At 67.1% G+C, this 18016-nt stretch carries 14 protein-coding genes; 7 read left to right on the top strand and 7 right to left on the bottom strand.

Going from position 1 to position 18016, the window contains the following annotated elements:
• The first annotated feature begins 131 nt into the window (after window positions 1-131).
• On the top strand, window positions 132-1475 hold the full coding sequence (gdhA, locus tag LGR64_RS04550; RefSeq protein ID WP_013801081.1) for an NADP-specific glutamate dehydrogenase: 1344 nt from the start codon (window positions 132-134) through the stop codon (window positions 1473-1475).
• A gap of 185 nt (window positions 1476-1660) precedes the next feature.
• Entirely contained in the window at window positions 1661-3199 is a 1539-nt protein-coding gene (locus LGR64_RS04545) for an IPTL-CTERM sorting domain-containing protein (RefSeq protein WP_141834783.1), read from the top strand.
• 117 nt (window positions 3200-3316) lie between these two features.
• Here the strand turns inward: LGR64_RS04545 and LGR64_RS04540 are convergent, their stop codons facing one another.
• Window positions 3317-4636 (bottom strand): serine hydrolase domain-containing protein, encoded by a 1320-nt coding sequence (locus tag LGR64_RS04540; RefSeq protein WP_141834296.1) that lies wholly within the window; start codon window positions 4634-4636, stop codon window positions 3317-3319.
• Between the two features lie 111 nt (window positions 4637-4747).
• Window positions 4748-5620 (bottom strand): methylglyoxal synthase, encoded by an 873-nt coding sequence (locus LGR64_RS04535; RefSeq protein ID WP_012206945.1) that lies wholly within the window; start codon window positions 5618-5620, stop codon window positions 4748-4750.
• 149 nt (window positions 5621-5769) lie between these two features.
• Here LGR64_RS04535 and LGR64_RS04530 point away from each other — a divergent pair, with 149 nt between their 5' ends.
• Window positions 5770-6672, top strand: a complete 903-nt coding sequence (locus tag LGR64_RS04530) for an alpha/beta hydrolase (protein WP_096913761.1) — start codon at window positions 5770-5772, stop codon at window positions 6670-6672.
• Window positions 6673-6699: 27 nt separating this feature from the next.
• Here the strand turns inward: LGR64_RS04530 and LGR64_RS04525 are convergent, their stop codons facing one another.
• Complete coding sequence (locus tag LGR64_RS04525; RefSeq protein ID WP_043819206.1) at window positions 6700-8139, bottom strand: alpha/beta hydrolase; 1440 nt, start codon at window positions 8137-8139, stop codon at window positions 6700-6702.
• Window positions 8140-8497: 358 nt separating this feature from the next.
• Here LGR64_RS04525 and LGR64_RS04520 point away from each other — a divergent pair, with 358 nt between their 5' ends.
• Window positions 8498-10168 (top strand): ankyrin repeat domain-containing protein, encoded by a 1671-nt coding sequence (locus tag LGR64_RS04520; protein WP_141834293.1) that lies wholly within the window; start codon window positions 8498-8500, stop codon window positions 10166-10168.
• Between the two features lie 68 nt (window positions 10169-10236).
• Here the strand turns inward: LGR64_RS04520 and LGR64_RS04515 are convergent, their stop codons facing one another.
• The 4 genes from LGR64_RS04515 to LGR64_RS04500 form a co-directional block, all read right to left on the bottom strand.
• The gene (locus LGR64_RS04515; RefSeq protein ID WP_141834290.1) at window positions 10237-11325 is read right to left on the bottom strand and encodes a type VI immunity family protein; all 1089 of its coding nucleotides are present in this window, start codon (window positions 11323-11325) and stop codon (window positions 10237-10239) included.
• 38 nt (window positions 11326-11363) lie between these two features.
• On the bottom strand, window positions 11364-12119 hold the full coding sequence (locus tag LGR64_RS04510; protein ID WP_141834286.1) for a hypothetical protein: 756 nt from the start codon (window positions 12117-12119) through the stop codon (window positions 11364-11366).
• A 333-nt stretch (window positions 12120-12452) separates the two neighbouring features.
• The gene (locus tag LGR64_RS04505; protein ID WP_141834283.1) at window positions 12453-13718 is read right to left on the bottom strand and encodes a YeeE/YedE family protein; all 1266 of its coding nucleotides are present in this window, start codon (window positions 13716-13718) and stop codon (window positions 12453-12455) included.
• Between the two features lie 175 nt (window positions 13719-13893).
• Window positions 13894-14859, bottom strand: a complete 966-nt coding sequence (locus LGR64_RS04500) for a sulfurtransferase (RefSeq protein ID WP_034396528.1) — start codon at window positions 14857-14859, stop codon at window positions 13894-13896.
• Between the two features lie 204 nt (window positions 14860-15063).
• On the opposite strand from LGR64_RS04500, the gene LGR64_RS04495 reads away from it, so the two are divergent.
• Genes LGR64_RS04495 through LGR64_RS04485 form a run of 3 tightly spaced genes read left to right on the top strand, consistent with a single transcriptional unit; the run spans window position 15064 to window position 18012 of the window.
• Window positions 15064-16260 carry a multidrug effflux MFS transporter gene (locus LGR64_RS04495; protein WP_043819297.1) on the top strand — a complete coding sequence of 399 codons (1197 nt, stop codon included), beginning with the start codon at window positions 15064-15066 and terminating at the stop codon, window positions 16258-16260.
• Window positions 16261-16289: 29 nt separating this feature from the next.
• Window positions 16290-17279 carry a tRNA (adenosine(37)-N6)-dimethylallyltransferase MiaA gene (gene miaA / locus LGR64_RS04490; RefSeq protein ID WP_141834280.1) on the top strand — a complete coding sequence of 330 codons (990 nt, stop codon included), beginning with the start codon at window positions 16290-16292 and terminating at the stop codon, window positions 17277-17279.
• A gap of 16 nt (window positions 17280-17295) precedes the next feature.
• Window positions 17296-18012: an ABC transporter ATP-binding protein gene (locus LGR64_RS04485; RefSeq protein WP_013801071.1), complete on the top strand. Its 717-nt coding sequence runs from the start codon at window positions 17296-17298 to the stop codon at window positions 18010-18012.
• Window positions 18013-18016: the final 4 nt, after the last annotated feature.

The raw sequence follows: 18016 nt of genomic DNA, 5'->3' as shown, positions 1-18016 counted from the left end.
GAAAAACGGCATTCAGGCACCAAGCACGGGCACCGTTCACCAAAACGATGCATGAAGGCATAACTTTTTGGCATAATTTTGGTTTGCACTCACCCCTTCCCGCAGCCGTTTTTTAGTCAGAGGTTTTTTCCATGAAGTACGAGTCCGTCGGCCAATTCCTTGAAGAAGTGGCGCAACGCAACCCCGGCCAGCCCGAATTCCTGCAAGCCGTCACCGAAGTGATGGAAAGCCTCTGGCCCTTCATCGAGAAGAACCCCAAGTACGCCGAACTCGGCCTGCTGGAGCGTCTGGTCGAGCCCGAGCGCGTGGTCATGTTCCGCGTGAGCTGGACCGACGACAAGGGCCATGTGCAGGTCAACCGCGGTTTCCGCATCCAGCACAGCATGGCCATCGGCCCCTACAAGGGCGGCCTGCGTTTCCACCCCTCGGTCACGCTGTCCGTGCTCAAGTTCCTGGCCTTCGAGCAGACCTTCAAGAACGCGCTGACCACGCTGCCCATGGGCGGCGGCAAGGGCGGCTCGGACTTCGATCCCAAGGGCAAGAGCCCCGCTGAAGTCATGCGCTTTTGCCAGGCCTTCGTCACCGAACTGTTCCGCCACGTGGGCCCGGACACCGACGTGCCGGCAGGCGACATCGGCGTGGGCGGCCGCGAAGTGGGCTTCATGGCCGGCATGTACAAGAAGCTGTCCAACAGCGCCGCCAGCGTGTTCACGGGCAAGGGCCTGTCCTTCGGCGGCTCGCTGATCCGCCCCGAAGCCACCGGCTACGGCACCGTCTACTTCGCCCAGGAAATGCTGGCCACGCGCGGCCAGTCCTTCGCAGGCAAGACCGTCTCCGTCTCGGGTTCGGGCAATGTGGCCCAGTACGCCGTGGAAAAGGCCCTGCAACTGGGCGCCAAGGTGGTGTCGGTCTCCGACTCCTCGGGCACCGTGTATGACCAGGACGGCTTCACCACCGAGAAGCTGGCCATCCTGATGGACGTGAAGAACCACCGCTACGGCCGCGTGGACGAGTACGCCAAGCTGGTGGGCGCCGAATTCCTGCGCGGCAAGACGCCGTGGCACCTGAAGGTGGACGTGGCCCTGCCCTGCGCCACGCAGAACGAACTGACCGAGGAAGACGCCAAGGTGCTGATCGCCAACGGCGTGGTCTGCGTGGCCGAAGGCGCCAACATGCCCTCGACCATCGAAGCCGCCAAGGCCTTCGAGAAGGCCGGCGTGCTGTACGCACCGGGCAAGGCCAGCAACGCCGGTGGCGTGGCCACCTCGGGCCTGGAGATGAGCCAGAACGCGGCCCGCCTGTCCTGGCCCGCCGAGGAAGTCGATGCCCGCCTGCTGCAGATCATGCAAGGCATCCACGCCGCCTGCCTGAAGTACGGCAAGCGCGAGGACGGCACGGTCAGCTACATCGACGGCGCCAACATCGCCGGTTTCGTCAAGGTGGCAGACGCCATGCTGGCCCAGGGCGTGATCTGAGCATCAACGCTCCCCATCCCTGACGAAAGCCCATGCAGCCTGCTGCATGGGCTTTTTTCATGGCTGGGCCGCACCACAGAAAGCGCGACGGCCTTGGCCACTGAAAGCCAATTCTCAGAATTGCTCAGATTCGCCGGCCAACGGGAGAGGACACTCAGCGCGCCCTGACTCCACCCCCGTTCCCCATGCTCCCTGGACCCATCACCAAAGCGCTGCTCGTCGGCGCCGCTGCCCTGTCGCTGGGCAATGCCTTCGCCTACGAATCCCTCGGCTTCAAACCCAATCTGGATGCCAACGGCTACTGCATATCCACGACTGACACGACGCCTTCATCGCCCAGCTATCTTTTCTCTGCACAGATGACCAGTGGCGTCATCCGCTGCGGAACCGACAGCAGCGGCTGGATGAGCTTTCGCATCAGCGGCGCGGCCTATCCCTTTGCCTCCTGGTCCGTGACGGCTCTCTCCGGAAAGATCAATTTCCAATCATTCGTGATGCGCAACAGCACGGCCAATCCGTTGCCACTGACCATCACATCGGGCGCCGTGACGTACAGCAAGACGGCGCCTGTGGGCATCTCCACCATCACGCTGGACGAGCCCATCACCAACAGCGGCGCCGTGAAGATCACTTTCTCGGCCACCGACATCGTGGGCGTGGACCTGCAGTCCGTTTCCGTCGAACCCTTCATTCCCCTGAGCATCAGCCCCTCGACCTTGCCCAGCCCCCAGGTCGGCAGCCTGTACTCCCGGACGCTGACGGCAACCGGCGGTCTGGGCGCACCCTACACGTTTGCACTGCAAAGCGGAACGCTGCCTGCAGGACTTGAACTGGACCCCGCCACAGGCACGATCAGCGGCACGCCCACGGCCGCAGGCAGCACCTCGTTCACGATCCGGGTCACCGACAGCAAAGCCAATACGCTGGACCGCAGCTACACGCTCAATCCCATCAAGATCCCCGAGCCCCAGGCAGCCACCGTGACCGCGACGCCGACAGCCGTCGCCGTGGGCGAAACCACCACCCTGGCCCTGAGCGGCGGCATAGGCAATGCCGTCCCCGCCTTCCAGCTCCTGAGCGGGCCATGCACGGTCAGCGGCAACCAGCTGACCGGCACAGCCACCGGCACCTGCGTCGTGCGGGGGACCAAGGCCAGCAGCGATCCCTTGAACTACGCAGCCGCAACCGGCACCGTCTCCGTGACTGTTCTCGGCCTCACACAGCACGCCGATGGAACGAGCAGGACACAGTTCACGCAAGGCCTGCCCAATGGCACCTGCACCTTCCGCCATGTCGCATTCACCAGCGCCCTGCCCGGCCCCTTGCCCGCCGGCTTCACGGCCGTGCCCGACATGCCCAGGCCCGTGCTGGAGTTTGAGACCCGGGACTGCACCGTCGGCGACACGCTGACCATGCAGGTGACGCATGCAGACGTGCCCGCAGGTGCCGTTCTGCTGAAATGGAAGCCGCTGGCAACGCCTGCCCAGTGGGTGAAGATTTCCAGCTTCAATGGTGGCACTGCCAGCTACACCGTCACGGACGGCGGCGATGGCGACGATGACGGAGCCCAGGACGGCGCCATCCTCGACCCCGTGGTCGTGGCCATGCCTGCGGCAGCCGCCACCACCACCGCAGTGCCCACCCTGTCGCAGTGGTGCCTGATAGCCATGTCGGCCCTGCTGGCCCTGTTCGGCATGACCCGGATGCGGCGCCGCCAGGTCTGACGCGCGTGCTCCATTGCGGGCCGTCCCAGGTGGTCAGAAACCGGCCCGGCCTGCCCACGGGCAGAAGGCAACGTGTTTGCGCACGCTGCCTTTTTTCCTGCCTGCGACCTGTTCCTGCTACCTTTCGCGCACCGAATCGGCCAGCGCCGCCCAGGCCTTGAGCGTCAGCGCATGCGTGAAGGCCGCGCCCGCCACCGGGTGCGATGACAGCTTGACCACCACCATCTGCGCGGCCGGGTTCACGTGGATGAACTGGCCGTGTATGCCGGCGGCCTCGTAGGCGCCATCGGCGTTGTGCAGCACCCACCACTGGTTGCGGTAGCTGTAGCCGGGCCGCGCGGCCTGGATGCCGCGGAACTTGAACTGCTCGCGGTCGCCGCCGCGCGCAATGTCGTCCAGCACCGCCTTGTCGAAGATCTTGTGGCCGTTGAAGCTGCCGCCCAGGCGCAGCATCTCGCCCACGCGCGCCAGGTCACGCGCCGTGGCGTTCAGGCCCGCGCCCTGCAGCGGCGTGCCGGTGCTGTCCACCATCACATAGGCGTCTTCCTGCATGCCCAGCTTCTGCCAGATGTTCTCGCTCATGAGATCGCTCCAGCGCCGGCCCGTGACGCGCGAGACGATCCAGCCCAGCACCTCGGAATGCACGGTGCGGTAGACAAAGCCCTCGCCATGCGTGCCTTCCTTGGGCAGCGTCTTGAGGAAGTCGTAGACATTGGTCGGCCCCGCGTAGCCGGGCGGACGCGGCAGCATGCCCGAGGCCCAGGAGTAGCCGAAGATCTCGGTCTTGGGGTCGGTGTAGTCCTCGCGAAAGCGCACGGCGCCCGTCATGTCCATGACCTGGCGCACCGTCATGTCGCCCCAGGCCGAGCCTTCCAGCTCGGGCACGTACTTCGTCACCAGCGCCTGGGGGTCGATGCGCCCCTCGTGGGCCAGTTGCGCGGCCATCAGGCCGGTGAACGATTTGGTGACCGAGAACAGCAGGTGCGGCGAGCTGGCCTGCATCTGGTTCTGGTAGCGCTCGAAGACCACCCGCCCCTTGTGCAGCACCACGATGGCGTCGGTATAGGTGCGGTCCAGCCACTGGTCCACGGTGACGGGCTGGCCCTTGTCGTCGTCAAAGCGCAGGCCGCCCAGGGCCATGGGCGCTTCGGGCAGGGCCGAGGGCGCCGCCGTGCCGCGCCGGATGTTCTGCGTGGGCTGGATTTCGCGCAGGTGCTGCACCACCCAGCGCAGCTGCGGATAGCGGTAGCCGTTGGACACGTCCACACGCTTGTCTGCGGCCGGCGGAAAGCCCTGCATCAGCCCCAGTTGCTCCAGGCGCACGCTGTCGGGCGGCGGCAGCGCAGGTGCTGCCGGGGCCTGGGCTGCAGCCCAGCCGGGCAGCAGCGCCAGCAGGGCCATGGCATGCCGGGAACGCCGAAAGAGCTGACTGACCATCGCTGTCTCCTTGATTTTTTGGAAACAGCCAGTCTTGCAGAAAGACCCCTGCGGGTCATGGGTGTTCGCCCACCCGCAGGCCGCAAGGCTGTCGTCTGCGCGACGAAGGTTTCAGCGGCGCATCAAGGCCGCATCGCACCAGCGCTGCGCCACGGCCGGAGAAGTGGTGCAGACCGTGTCGTGCGTCACCGTGGTCACGGCGCGCTCCAGCAGCTGGATGTCGGCCTCGTGCTGGCGCGCCACATGCGGGTCCTCGAAGAAGATCACGCGCTGGCAGCGGCGGTCCAGCACCAGGTCGGCGATCTGCGCATCGCCGCCCAGCGGGCCGCTGTTGTAGCGGTCCACCCAGGGCCGGTCCTCGGGCCAGCCACGGCTCCAGGCCATCTCGTTGAGCCTCTGGCCCGTGGTGCCCGTGCCCACGCGCCGGCCAAAGCGCGACAGCAGCTCGAAGTTGCGCGCCGCGAAATCCAGCATGGTGGGCTTGAGCGCATCGTGGGCGATCAGCGCCAGCGTCTGCTGCGCATAGTCATGGAAGCGCTGCGCGCCCGCATCCCTGGGAAGGCCGGCATGGATGCGCTCCATCTCGATCCAGTCGCGCGCCGAGGCCACGGTGGACAGGAAGGGCTTGCCGTGGATCACGCATTGGCGCTTGAGAGCCACGGCCTCGGGGAAGATGGAGGAGGGATCAACCGGGTCGGTCAGATAAATGGCGCCGTCAATCGTGCGCTCGTCGCCTTCCACGCCCACCACCTCGGCCACCAGCTTCATCAGCCCGCCTTCGCGGCCATAGGGATAGCGGCGCAGGCCCCGGTAGGACGCCAGCATGCCGGCGGCCTGGATGGCGTCGAAGGTACGGCCCACGGCATGCAGGCCCAGCTGCAGCTCGCGGATGCCGGACTCGCAGGCGCGCAGCCAGCCGAACAGTGCGGCATCCTCGGTTTGGTGGTGGATTCGGTTGGCGGCCAGGCCCAGGCGTATCGGCATACAGGTTCACTCATCAACAGTGGGGAGAGGTCCGCATCGCCTTGTCGGCCCGCGAACCAGCGGCAAGAATAGCGCCAATCCATGACAGCGCCGGCCCGCAGGGCAGCGGCGCTGAACTTTTGGCCGGCCCGTGCATCCATTGTTGCGTCATGCCCTCAATGCTTCCCTTTCTGTGGCCCCGAAGGCGCCTGCACCGGATCACGGCGGCGCTGGGCGTGGCCGCGCTGCTGGCGGCCAGCGGCTGCTCCGTGCTGGACACCAAGCAGCGCGAATGGATCTTCCAGCCCAGCGACCGCAGCTGGCCCGGCGCCAACACGGCCGGCATGGAGGATGTCTGGATCGACATGCCCGCACGCGACGGCGCCCGCCTGCATGCGCTGTGGCTGCCCCAGCCGACCACGGCCGGCAACGCCCCCGTGCTGCTGTACCTGCATGGCGCGCGCTGGAACGTTGCCGGCTCCTCGCCGCGCATCCGGCGGCTGCACGAGCTGGGCTTTTCGGTGCTGGCCATCGACTACCGGGGCTTCGGCAAGAGCAGCGCCGGCCTGCCATCCGAGGAATCGGCCGCCGAGGACGCACGCGCAGGCTGGGACTGGCTGGGCCGGCACGCGCCGGACCGGCCGCGCTTCATCTTCGGTCATTCGCTGGGCGGTGCCATCGCCATCGACCTGGCGCGCAGCGTCCAGGATGAGGCCGGCGTCATGGTCGAGGCCACCTTCACCAGCATTCCCGACGTGGTCCGCAGCTTCCGCTGGGGCTGGCTGCCCGTGGGGCCGCTGATCACCCAGCGCTTTGCCTCCATCGACAAGGTGGCCGGCATAGGCTCGCCGCTGCTGGTCGTGCACGGCAGCGCCGATCCGCTGATCCCCGCCACGCTGGGCCGCCAGCTGTTCGAGGCGGCCAGCGAGCCCAAGCGCTTCGTGCTCATCGAAGGCGGCAACCACCACAACACCCAGTCGCGCGCCATGGAGCAATACCGGCAGGCGCTGGACGAGCTGTTCGGGCTGCGCCTGCTCGCACAGGCGCCCACAGCGCCAGCCAGCCCGCGCTGAGCGGCGCAGCCTGCGCCGCCTTCCACGCTACGGGCAGCTTGCCGCGTTCTGCGAGATCACGGCGCGCAACTGCCGCGTGGTGGTGCTGTCATCCGGGCCCAGCGTGTTACGCGTGTAGCGGCAGCCATAGGTGGGCGCGGCCACCGTGGCGGCCGTCTGCACATCGTCACCGCCCGGCTTGGCGCCCCCCTGCTCCCACTGCACCATGGCATCGAAGGCTTCCACTTGTTCGGCCACGGTGAAGTCGCAGTGCGATGCGCCGCGGATGGCGCGCTGCACCAGCCACTGGCTCCGGCCCTTGTCGGCCACGCGGCGCTGGTAGATCTGCTCCATGCTGAAGGGCACATACAGATCGCCCAGCGTATGCAGGGTCACCACGGGGATGTTGATATCGCCGGAAGTCACGGGAATCCAGCGCAGTCCGTCGCGGCGCGGCCGGTTGGCATCGGGCGCGGCCGTGCGCTTTTGCGCGGCGGCATTGAGCGCGGCCGAGGCCGCGGCATCCCCGTCGATGCGGTAGGTGAAGCGGTTGGTATCAGTCACATTGCGGTTCAGGATGCCGTTGACCGAGCCATCGCTGCCGAACACGCCCCAAACCGGCGCGAACGAGCCGCCCACGGCCACGCCCAGATCGAACAGCGGGCGCGGGCCACCCGTGAGGTTCTGGATGACGGACAGATAGGCGCGCCCCGTCGCGGTGGGAGCCGAAGGAAAGGTGGTGAACAGGGCCGAGGTCACCTGGCCCTGGATGGCTGCCCACTCGGTGACAGGGCGCTGGGCCACGCCGGCCATGGCCTGCGCGGTGACCTGGGCCGCGGCGAAGTAGTCGAACAGTTCGGTATCTCCCGTCACGCCGCACATGGGCACGGCGCCCTGGTAGCGCACCTTGTTCCTCGCGGTGGCCTGGGCCTCGGCCTCGATGGCCGCCGCCGTGACATGGCCGCCCATGGAATGGCCGGTGATGTACAGGCGCTGCGGCTGCGCCAGCGGCCGGCCGTGGGATGCGGCCAGGCGGTTGAAGGCCAGCGCCAGCGCATTCGTGTCCTCCACGCCGGCGCGCACGTCGTAGTAGTTCTTGCTGTAGCTGGACGCCGCCCAGGCATAGCCGTTCTGGATCAGGTAGCGGCGTATGGACGGATTGGTGACGTTGAGCGCACTGCCCTCGCCCGCATAGCCGTGGGCATACATCACCAGGCGGCCATTCCAGTTGGCCGGCACCTCGATGCGGTAGGCCGCGCCTTCCAGCACACCGGCCCAGCGGCTGGTGCTGGCGTTGTCGACCACATCGCCCGAAGCGGCGGCCAGCGCGTCGAAGCTGGTGGCCGAAGGATTGGCCGGCGCAAAGCTGCGGCTGTCCTGTGCCCGCGTCTCCTCGGGCGCATCACCGTCCCCCCCGCCGCAGGCCGCAAGGCCCGTGGCCGCCAGCAGACCGAGATACTTCCAACGATTCCAACGCAGGGCTCGCATAAGACTGTCTCCTTGGGATAAAGGTTTGGAGGGGAACGCGCGCAAAAAATCCGTTTCAAGGGGGAGTGCCGACGCAGCCTATGCCAGACGGCAGGGCGGGCATGCCGGTAGGAACCCGCAAGCACGGCCCCCGGGCTGTCACCCACATGACTCCTGCCTTGCGCTAACATCCGCGCCTGCGGTGCAGGCCGCACCCGGACCCGCGGGAAGGGTTGAACCCACCTGTATGCGCCCCTGCGGCGCGTTCTTTCTTGCCACATACCTTTGTGCTGCCAGATTGCGGGTCGTTGGCCTCAGGGGCCTGTTCACACGGATCCAGGGATCCGTGTGAACAGGCCCCTTGCACGGAGGTATTCCTGTGAAACGCATTCCCGCCCGGCCCGACATGGGCCACCTCAAGAAACAGGCCAAGCAACTGCTGGCCGCCTATCGCTCAGGCTCGTCCCAGGCCATGGAGTCCTTGCGCTCCCACCTGCCAGCGGCCAAAGGCCTTGCCGATGAGGCACTGGCCGCCAAGGACCTGCGGCTGCACGACGCCCAGTCCTGCGTGGCGCGCGAGCACGGTTTCGCTTCATGGAGCGAGCTGTCAGGCTACGTCGAGGCATGCCAGCGCCTGGCGGCGGACCCCGAGAAATCCCGGCTGCACTGGCTGGCCCTGGTCTATGCCGGCGATGTGGCGGGCGGCACGCACCGCGCGCAGCCCGCGCTGGCCCGGCGCCTGCTGGACGAGCGGCCGGAACTGGCGGGCAGTGATGGCAGTGATCCCTGGGTGGCCTGCGCCACCGGCAATCTGGCCGTGCTGCGCGAGGTCGGGCGCAACGACCCCGGCTGGCTGCGCCGTACAGGCGGGCCATTGGCGCTGCCGCCGCTGATGGCCGTCACCCATTCCTGCCTGCTGCGCCTGCCCGAATTCACCGAGCACCTGCACGCATGCGCGCGCTGGCTGCTGGACGCGGGCGCCGACCCGCTGCAGACCATAGGCAACCGCTGGCCACCCGCCTCGCTGCAGTCCCCCTCCGATACCGAGCGGCTGTCGGCCCTCTATGGAGCAGCAGGCCAGAACCATGATGCGCAACTGACGCAGATGCTGCTACAGGCCGGCGCCGACCCCAACGATGGCGAATCGCTCTACCACTCGCTGGAAGGCACGCCCGCCAGCCGCGAATGCACGCGGCTGCTGCTGCAAGCCGGCGCACGCGTGGACGGCAGCAATGCCCTGTTCCGCGTGCTGGACCTGGACGATGTGCAGGCCCTGCGCCTGCTGCTGGACCACGGCGCCGATCCGAACGAGGACAACGGCCAGGGCGAATGGGGCCGCCCGCTGCTGTGGGCCATCCGCCGGCGCCGCTCGCCCGCCCATGTGCAGGCGCTGCTGGATGCCGGCGCCGATCCGTCGGTCCGCACGCCGCAAGGCCTGCGTGCCGCTGCACTGGCGCGGCGCTTTGGCCTGGCCGACGTGGCCGCCCTGCTGGAACAGGCGGCGGGCAGCGAGCCCACCACGCCGCAGGAGCAGCTCCTGGCCGCCTGCGCCGTGGGCGACGCAGCACAGGCTCGCCGTCTTGCCGCAGCCCACCCCGGGCTGCTCCAGGGCCTGGCACCCGAACAACTGCGCATGCTGCCCGAACTGGCGGCCCTGGGCTGCATGGACGCCGTGCGCTGCATGGTGGAACTGGGCTGGCCCATCGCCGCGCGCGGCGGCGACTGGGATGCCTCCGCACTGAACCAGGCCGTGTTCCGTGGCGATGCCGCCATGGCGCGCTTCCTGCTGGAGCACGGCGCGCAATGGACCGAACGCCACGCCTATGGCGACAACTGCGCAGGCACCCTGTGCTGGGCATCGCTGAACCGGCCCGAATCCACGGAACCCGGCGGCGGCGACTGGCTGGGCTGCGCCCAGGCACTCATCGACCACGGCATGCCCCTGGCCAGGCCCGACCCCGAGGCGCCCGGCTGCGTGCTCATCGACGGAAGTCGGCAGCGGTATCCGGAGGAGATCGCGGATCTGCTGCTGGGGGTTGACGCGGACTAGGTCCGCCCGACCCGAAAACCCGTCCTGCCGGCTGGCCCGGCAGGATTCAGCTGCAGGGCCTGCATGGGTCAGAACAGATCAAACCGGCTCATGTAGGCATCGCATGCCAGCAGCCACGCATGTTCATCATTGGACCCCGAAGGCGGCGGGCCGATGAAGTTGTTGAGCCGGGATCTGGCACGGACAGGCTTGAGCAGGCGTGCCGCCTCGCCAAAGGCGGGCAGCGTCAGCCCCTGGTCCATGTCCCCCAGCCCAGGAAAATCTCCTGCGCGGATTCCCAGACAGTTGCCCACATCCCCGGCCGAAAGATACTGGCTGGCCTCCACCTGCTTGCGCACCGCTTCCCGCCCGCCCAGTTTCTCCAGCAAGGCATCGCTGACAAAACTGAGCCAGTTGATGCTGTACATGGCGTTGTTGAAGTCATGGCTCATCAACGCAAGACTGCCCAGGGCATTCAAGCCTGGAAAACGCTGCAGATAGGGGTACAGCATCTGCTGGCCCTTGCCATCGGGATCGATATTGCGCTCCTCCACTGCAGGCATGACACCCCATCCGGCAATGGCCCAGAAAGGCTGCATCAACTCCACCACCTGGGTGGTAATGCGGCCCACATTGTTTTCGGGCAGCTGATCCAGGACCCACCATGCAGGAAATGCCATGCGAATGAAAGACATGGCAGGGCCTATGCCAGGCGTCGTATATCTGTCATGCCCCCAAATACCTTCGTCATTCTCAATGCGACAGTAAAGGCGAAAGTCTTGCGCATTATTCTCCCACACCTCAGGAGGATTTGGCTTACCCGAAGCCATATGAAATATCAGTGCATAACCTTTAGGATTGTCCAGGCTTTTTTGCTGCTTTGCAGTCAGCTTCTTTTGTGCCATCGCACTAGTCAGCATGGCTGGCATTCCGTCATACCAATAAACCAGCCGCTCCTTCCCTACGGCCTCACAAAAAAGATCAACCACTTTCCATGCACGCTCACGCACAGCCATGGAATCCCCCTCATGGAACACCATTTCAATGGTCCAGCCGGCTCTTGCACAGACATCACCGAACTGATTGCACAGCACCAGCGCCTTGAGAATATCCATCGTCGCCACGGTGGCTTTTTGCAGCTCTCTGGTGCTCAAAGGTTTTTTGAAATCTTTTGCCATATCAACCCTCCATATTTCGCTATACCGAAGCCATCGCCTCAAAAGGACAACCCGAGGACTCTTGCCAGTGCGGTCCCTACCGCACCAACACCTCGCAGTGCCCTCCCCAGTGCGGATGCACCGGCCGCAGCCCCGACCGCCGCCGCCGTATCCTTGTTCACCCGCTCTGCCAAAGAGATGGCCTTTTCCCTGTTGGCCTGCCATCGCGCTGCCTGGTTCAACACACCTTGGTTCGACTTTTCTCCATCGCCGTCGCACGCACAACTTCTTGCATCCAAGGCTTTCTTGAGAAACTTGTCTCCAAAAAGGTGCGTATAGGCCTGAAGCTGTGTCTTGCCGTCTGGCCCTTCAGCATTGGAAAAGCCATCCCCCGGAAACTTCATCTCATAGACCCGCTGCACGTTGTCCAGCACAGGCGGCAGGCGCGGGTTCTTCACCACGACCACATCGGGAATGCGCGAGCCCGCAGGCCGGCTGCGCGTGGGGCGCACGGGCTCGTTGCGCGACATGACAGGTGCTCTGTTCAGGTACGGCACTTCCTGCTTGTAGTAGCCCCGGTAGCCTTCAAACCCATCGGCCTGCATGACCACGCCGGCCACGCAGCGCTGGCCCAGGCCGCCGGTCATGCAGCAGCAAAACAACTCGCACAGCGCCCTGCGGTCCAGTTCATTGTCGAAGTCCCGGGTGCCGCATACCTTGTCAAAGCCCATGAGCACGACGGCCTTGCACAGCTGCCTGGACCGCTTCAGGCGATTGAGGGCAATGAAGGCGGGAACCAGTTGCCCGCAGCTCATGCACCCGAGCGGATGGCCGGTGGCCGCTCCACTGCCCCATTCAACTCGTGGAAACGCCCTGCGCGGCCCAGTGGCGTATGGATGTCGATCCTGAATGTCATTGGCTCCTTCGCCTTTGAAAGGCGCTCCCTTCTTTCTGAAGGAAAAATAATAGGAGCAATGAATTGGGCAGGTAAATCCTATTTTCCAGACATTTCCAGGAATGACCTGCCCGCAATTGCCAGCGGTCTCCTCTGAAAACTGGCAGAAAAAAGCCTAGGACAGACAATGGCCAGAAAGCCTGTTTCAGGCGCCGCTCTCGCCTGTCACTCGGCCATCATCTCCTCCTGCAGGTCAAAGCCCCCGCACTCCCGCACGCTCGTGCAGCCAACGCCGCAACACAAACCCCAACCACAGCGCCGTGAACACAGCCGCGCCAAAGACCCAGCCCGACAGCGCACCCGCCATGCTGCCCGACAGCAGCGTGCCAATGGTGCAGCCCAGCCCTGTCATGGCGCCCCAGCCCAGCAAGGCGCCGCCAGCCAGACCGCGAGCCGCATCGCGCCAGGTGGGGCGGCGCGGCGTCCACTGGCGGCTGGCCACGGCAGCGCCCCAGGCACCGGCCACCAGGCCCAGCAGCAGCACGGCATGGGGCGTGAGCAGGCTGTTGAGTACGGCCGTGGCGCATCCGCCCAGGGTGTCGAGGCCGTGCAGGCGCTCGGGCACCCAGCCGCCCGCCTGGGCCCAGCCGCGCACGGTGCTGCCCAGCGTGGTGGTCACGCCCAGCGGCCGCATGCGCACGATGGCGGCGGCCGCGATCAGGCCCACGGCCAGGCCGCCCAGCGCGGCGTTCCAGCGGCCTTGCCACAGTGACAGCCACAGCTGGCGCAGGCCCGGTGGCTGCGCCGGTTCTGCCGCAGGCCGTGGCTGTGCACGGCCCGAGCGCCCATGAATGCGCCAGACCCAGGCCGCCAGCAGTCCCAGCACGGCCAGTTGCAGCGCCAGCGCGCCGCCATAGCCCAGATGGGCCGGCAGCCAGATGACGGGCGCATCGGCAATGGCCAGGCTGTACAGCGGGTTCCAGCTGCGAAACCCCAGCACGAAGCCCAGGCCCGTGCCGACCAGGGCAAAGGGCGCCACGGGCGAGCCCTCGCCCAGCCGGTACCAGTGGGCGCTGATGCACGAGCCCGAGACCGACATGCCTGCGCCAAAGGCCAGGCCCGCCAGCACCAGCACCCAGCTCACGGGACCTATGTGCATGTCGGGCGGCAACTGGCCCGGCTGGGGCACGGCCACCCAGCTGCCCAGCACCACGGTCATGCCCGCCGATCCCACGGCCAGCGCCAGCAGGATGGAGAGCACGCCGCGCGGATCGCCGAACTCGAACCAGTCGCGCGCATGGCAGTAAAAGCAAAAGCGCGAGCGCTGCAGCACCAGCCCCAGCAGCAGGCCCAGCGCCAGCGCAAAGACCAGGGTGCGCCCGCCGCCTTGCAGCTGCAGCTGCGCCGCCACAGGCCAGGCTGCGGCCAGCACGGCGGCCAAGGGCAGCCATCTGGTCCAGTCCCTTGCCCTGTGCCTGCCATTCACGTTCTGCGTGTGCTCACCGGTCACGCTTGTCATTCCTGCCCCCTTTGTTGCCATCCACGCATAAAAAAAGGGGCCCGCAGTCTGCGGGCCCCAAAGGAGCCGAGCTTTTGCCAAAGCCACTCGTCACCACCCCTGATCCGTCAAACCAAGAGCACCGACACCCCTCGCCCGGCCCCCCGCCTTCAAGACAGGTTGATCGACTGCAGGATCATTTCGCGGCCCAGACCGTGCCGGCCGGGTTGTTGATCGGCACACCCACGGAGTTGCCGTATTCGGTCCACGAGCCGTCGTAGTTGCGCACCTGGTAGCCCAGGATCTTGGACAGCGCAAACCAGGTGTGGCTGGAGCGCTCGCCAATGCGGCAGTAGGTGATGACGGGCTTGCTGCCGTCGATGCCCACGCCCGCATAGAGCTTCTTGAGTTCTTCGGCGGACTTGAAGCTGCCGTCCTCGCGCACGGCCTGCCCCCAGGGCACGTTGACGGCACCGGGGATGTGGCCGGCGCGGATGGCCAGCTCCGGCACGCCGGCCGGGGCGAAGACCTTGCCCTGGTATTCGTCGGCCGAGCGGATGTCGACGAGCTTGGCGTCGCTGCGCCCTTCGGCCGAGGCCAGCGCATCGGTCAGGCGCGCGCGCAGCGCGGTGTTGACCTTGCCCACGCGGTAGGTGGTGGCCGCATATTCCGGGGCGCGGTTGTTGAGAGGACGGTTCTCGGCCTCCCACTTCTTGCGGCCGCCGTCCAGCAGCTTGACGTTCTGCACGCCATAGATGTCGAAGACCCAGGCCCCCCAGGCTGCGAACCAGTTGTTGGTATCGCCGTACAGCACGACCGTGTTGCCTTCCTTCACGCCGGCCTGGGACAGCAGCTTCTCGAACTGCTCCTTGCCCACGATGTCGCGGCGCACTTTGTCATTGAGGTCGTTGTGCCAAGAGAAGTTGACGGCGCCCGGCACATGGGAGCGTTCGTACAGGCCGGGGTTGACGCTGACCTCGACGATGCGCACATCGGCGCGGTTGAGGTTGGCCGCCAGCCATTCGGTGCTGACCAGCGGGCCTTCGGGCACAGGCGCATTGGCATGGGCCGCACCACCGACCAGGGCCACGCCCCACAGCAGGGTGCACGCCCCCTGGCGCAGCGCGGCGGGAAGGGAGGAGAAAGCGGTCAGCGTTGCCATTACGGTCCTTTGTTCACAGTTGCGTTGATCGGGTTGATTCCTCTGCAATGCAATGTAGGCAGGGCCCGGCCGGTTCCCAACTGCGCAATCCGCAGATGGATATGCACCGCCGGAGCATGGACAGCGGCACCCCTTGTTCTCTGCTACCCTCGGTCGCCTATGTCAGCGCCCCTGTCTCCCGCCGCCGCGCAAGCGCAGCCGGCCATGTCCCCCGTCCTGGTCGTCGTCCTGCTCGGCCTGCTGCTGGGACTGCAGCCGCTGGCCACCGACCTGTACCTGCCGGCCCTGCCGTCGATACAGGCGGCCTTCTCCACCCAGGTGTCCCAGGTGCAGCTCACGCTGACGGCGTTCCTGCTGGCCTTCGGCTGCTCGCAGCTGGCCTGGGGGCCGCTGTCCGACCGCTTCGGGCGCCGGCCCATCCTGCTGGCGGGCATGTCCATCTACGTGCTGGCCGCGCTGGGCAGCGCCAGTGCCGAGACCATGGAGTCGCTGATCGCCTGGCGCGCGCTGCAGGGGGCATCGCTGGGCGCCGGCGTGATGTGTGCGCGCGCCATGGTGCGCGACCTGTTCGCGCCGCACCTGGGCGCCCAGGTCATGTCCAAGGCGCTGACCGGGCTGGGCGTGATCGCCTTCCTGAGCCCCGTCAGCGGCAGCCTGCTGGTGGATTCGCTAGGCTGGCGCTCGACCATGCTGGCCCAGGCCGTGATGGGTGCGCTGGCCCTGCTGCTGGTGGCCCTGCGCTTCACGGAGACACTGGCCCGCACCAATCCCACGGCGCTGCAGCCGCTGGCCCTGGCACGCAACTGGATCACCATCGTGCGCCACCCGGGATTCCAGTCCTACCAGTTGCTGACCTGCTGCACCTATGCGGCCCTGTTCACCAACCTGGCCGCATCTTCCTTCACCTATATCCATGTGCTGGGCGTGAGCCGCACGGGCTACGGCCTGCTGATGGGCAGCAATGCGCTGTGCTACATCGCGGGCACCTTCCTGTGCCGCTGGCTGCTGCAGCGCATGGATGTGCGGCGCGCCGTGCAGATTGCCGGGCTGGCCAGCCTGCTGTCGGCCACGGCCATCGGCATTGCGGCGCTGGCCGATGCGCGCAGCCTCTGGGCCTATGCCCTGCCCTTCTATATCTTCCAGATCGCCCATGGCGTGCACATGCCCTGCGGCCAGAGCAATGCCATCGCGCCCTTCCCGCAGTCGGCGGGCACGGCCTCGGCGCTGAACGGCTTCACCATGATGCTCATCGCCTTTGCCATGGGACACTGGCTGGGCCTGCACCTGGACGGCCAGTCCACCCGGCCCATGGCCTTCGGCATCTGGTTCTGGGGCGTGTGCACGGCCCTGGTCGCCTGGGGGCTGGTGCGCCGCCATGGCCGGGCCGATGGCCACCGCTGATTCCACTTTCCTGCGTTCCCGTTTCTCGAATGTCAACCGCTTCCCCGCTCCCCTGCCTGGCCATCGCCGGCCCCACCGCTTCCGGCAAGACCGCTGCCGCCCTGGCCCTGGCCAGGCTGCTGGCCGAACGCGGCCAGGCCGCAGAAATCATCAGCGTGGACTCGGCCCTGGTCTATCGCGGCATGGACATCGGCACGGCCAAGCCCACGCCCGAAGAACTGGCTGCCTGCCCCCATCACCTGATCGATATCCGCGACCCGCTGCAGGCCTACAGCGCGGCCGAGTTCGTGCAGGACACGCAGCGCCTGGTGGCCGAGATCCGCGCGCGCGGCGCCCTGCCGCTGCTGGTGGGCGGCACCATGCTGTATTTCAAGGCCCTGCAGGACGGCATTGACGACATGCCGGCCGCCGACCCCGCCGTGCGCGAGCGGCTGGACGCCCAGGCCGCGCAGATCGGCTGGCCCGCCATGCATGCGCTGCTGGCCCAGGTCGATCCCGCCACGGCCGCACGCCTGGCGCCGGCCGACAGCCAGCGCATACAGCGCGCGCTGGAGGTCTGGCAGGTGTCGGGCAAGCCGCTGTCCAGCTTTCATACGCGGGCGGGCAAGGATGCGGCACAGGGCCTGATCAGCCCCGGCGGTTTCTTCTCGCTGGAGCCGCAGGACCGCGCCTGGCTGCATGCGCGCATAGCCCAGCGGTTCGACGCCATGCTGGACGCCGGCTTCATCGACGAAGTGCAGCAGCTGCGCGCGCGCGGCGACCTGCACCTGGACCTGCCCTCCATCCGCTGCGTGGGCTACCGCCAGGCCTGGGAATCGCTGGACGGCCTGTACTCCATGAACTCGCTGCGCGAACGCGGCATTGCCGCCACGCGCCAGCTGGCCAAGCGCCAGATCACCTGGCTGCGCAGCATGCCAGCCCGCCATGCCATTGCCTGCGATGCGCCCGATGCCCAGCAGCAACTGCTGCAGGCAGCGATGGCCGTGGTGGCTGCAGCAAACCAGGCCCGCAGCGGCTGAACAGGAAACCGCCTTCATGACTGCCGCGCCCCGGGACAACACGCCGCTGACTCAGCCGCCGCTGCTTCAGGTCCAGGGCCTGGCGCGGCGCTACCGCAACGACGGCGGCACGGAAACCGCCGTCTTCGAGAACGTGGACTGCAGCGTGGCGCGCGGCGAGTTCGTGGCCATCGTGGGTGACTCGGGCGTGGGCAAGTCCACCTTTCTCAACTGCCTGGCCGGGCTCGATGAGTGGCAGCAGGGCCGCGTGCTGCACGAAGGCCAGGACCTGTCGGCCCTGGATGAAACCGGCCGTGCGCTGTGGCGGCGCAGCCATGTGGGCTTCGTGTTCCAGGCCTTCCATGTACTGCCCCATCTGGATGTCTGGCACAACGTGGCCCTGCCGCTGATGCTGCTGCAGCGGCTGGATGCGGCGGGCCGCCAGCGCGTGCAGCAACTGCTGCAGGCCGTCGGGCTGCAGGGGCTGGAGCAGCGCCTGCCCTGGCAGCTCAGCGGCGGCCAGCTGCAGCGCGTGGCCATTGCACGCGCCCTGGTCCACGGCCCGGCCCTGCTGCTGGCCGACGAGCCCACCGGCAACCTGGACCCCGGCACGGCCGCACAGGTCATGGAACTGCTGCTGCAGCAGACCCGGGAACACCAGGCCGCCCTGGTGCTGGTCACGCACTCCATCGAGGCCGCGCGCCGTGCCGACCGCGTGCTGCGCCTGACCGCACAGGGCATGCAGCCCGCCTAGCGCC

Origin of the sequence: Delftia sp. Lp-1, assembly GCF_020523835.1 — a bacterium.
GTDB lineage: Bacteria > Pseudomonadota > Gammaproteobacteria > Burkholderiales > Burkholderiaceae_C > Comamonas > Comamonas acidovorans.
The sequence above is the reverse complement of the archived record's forward strand: the minus strand, read 5'-3'. Positions and strand labels throughout refer to the sequence as shown.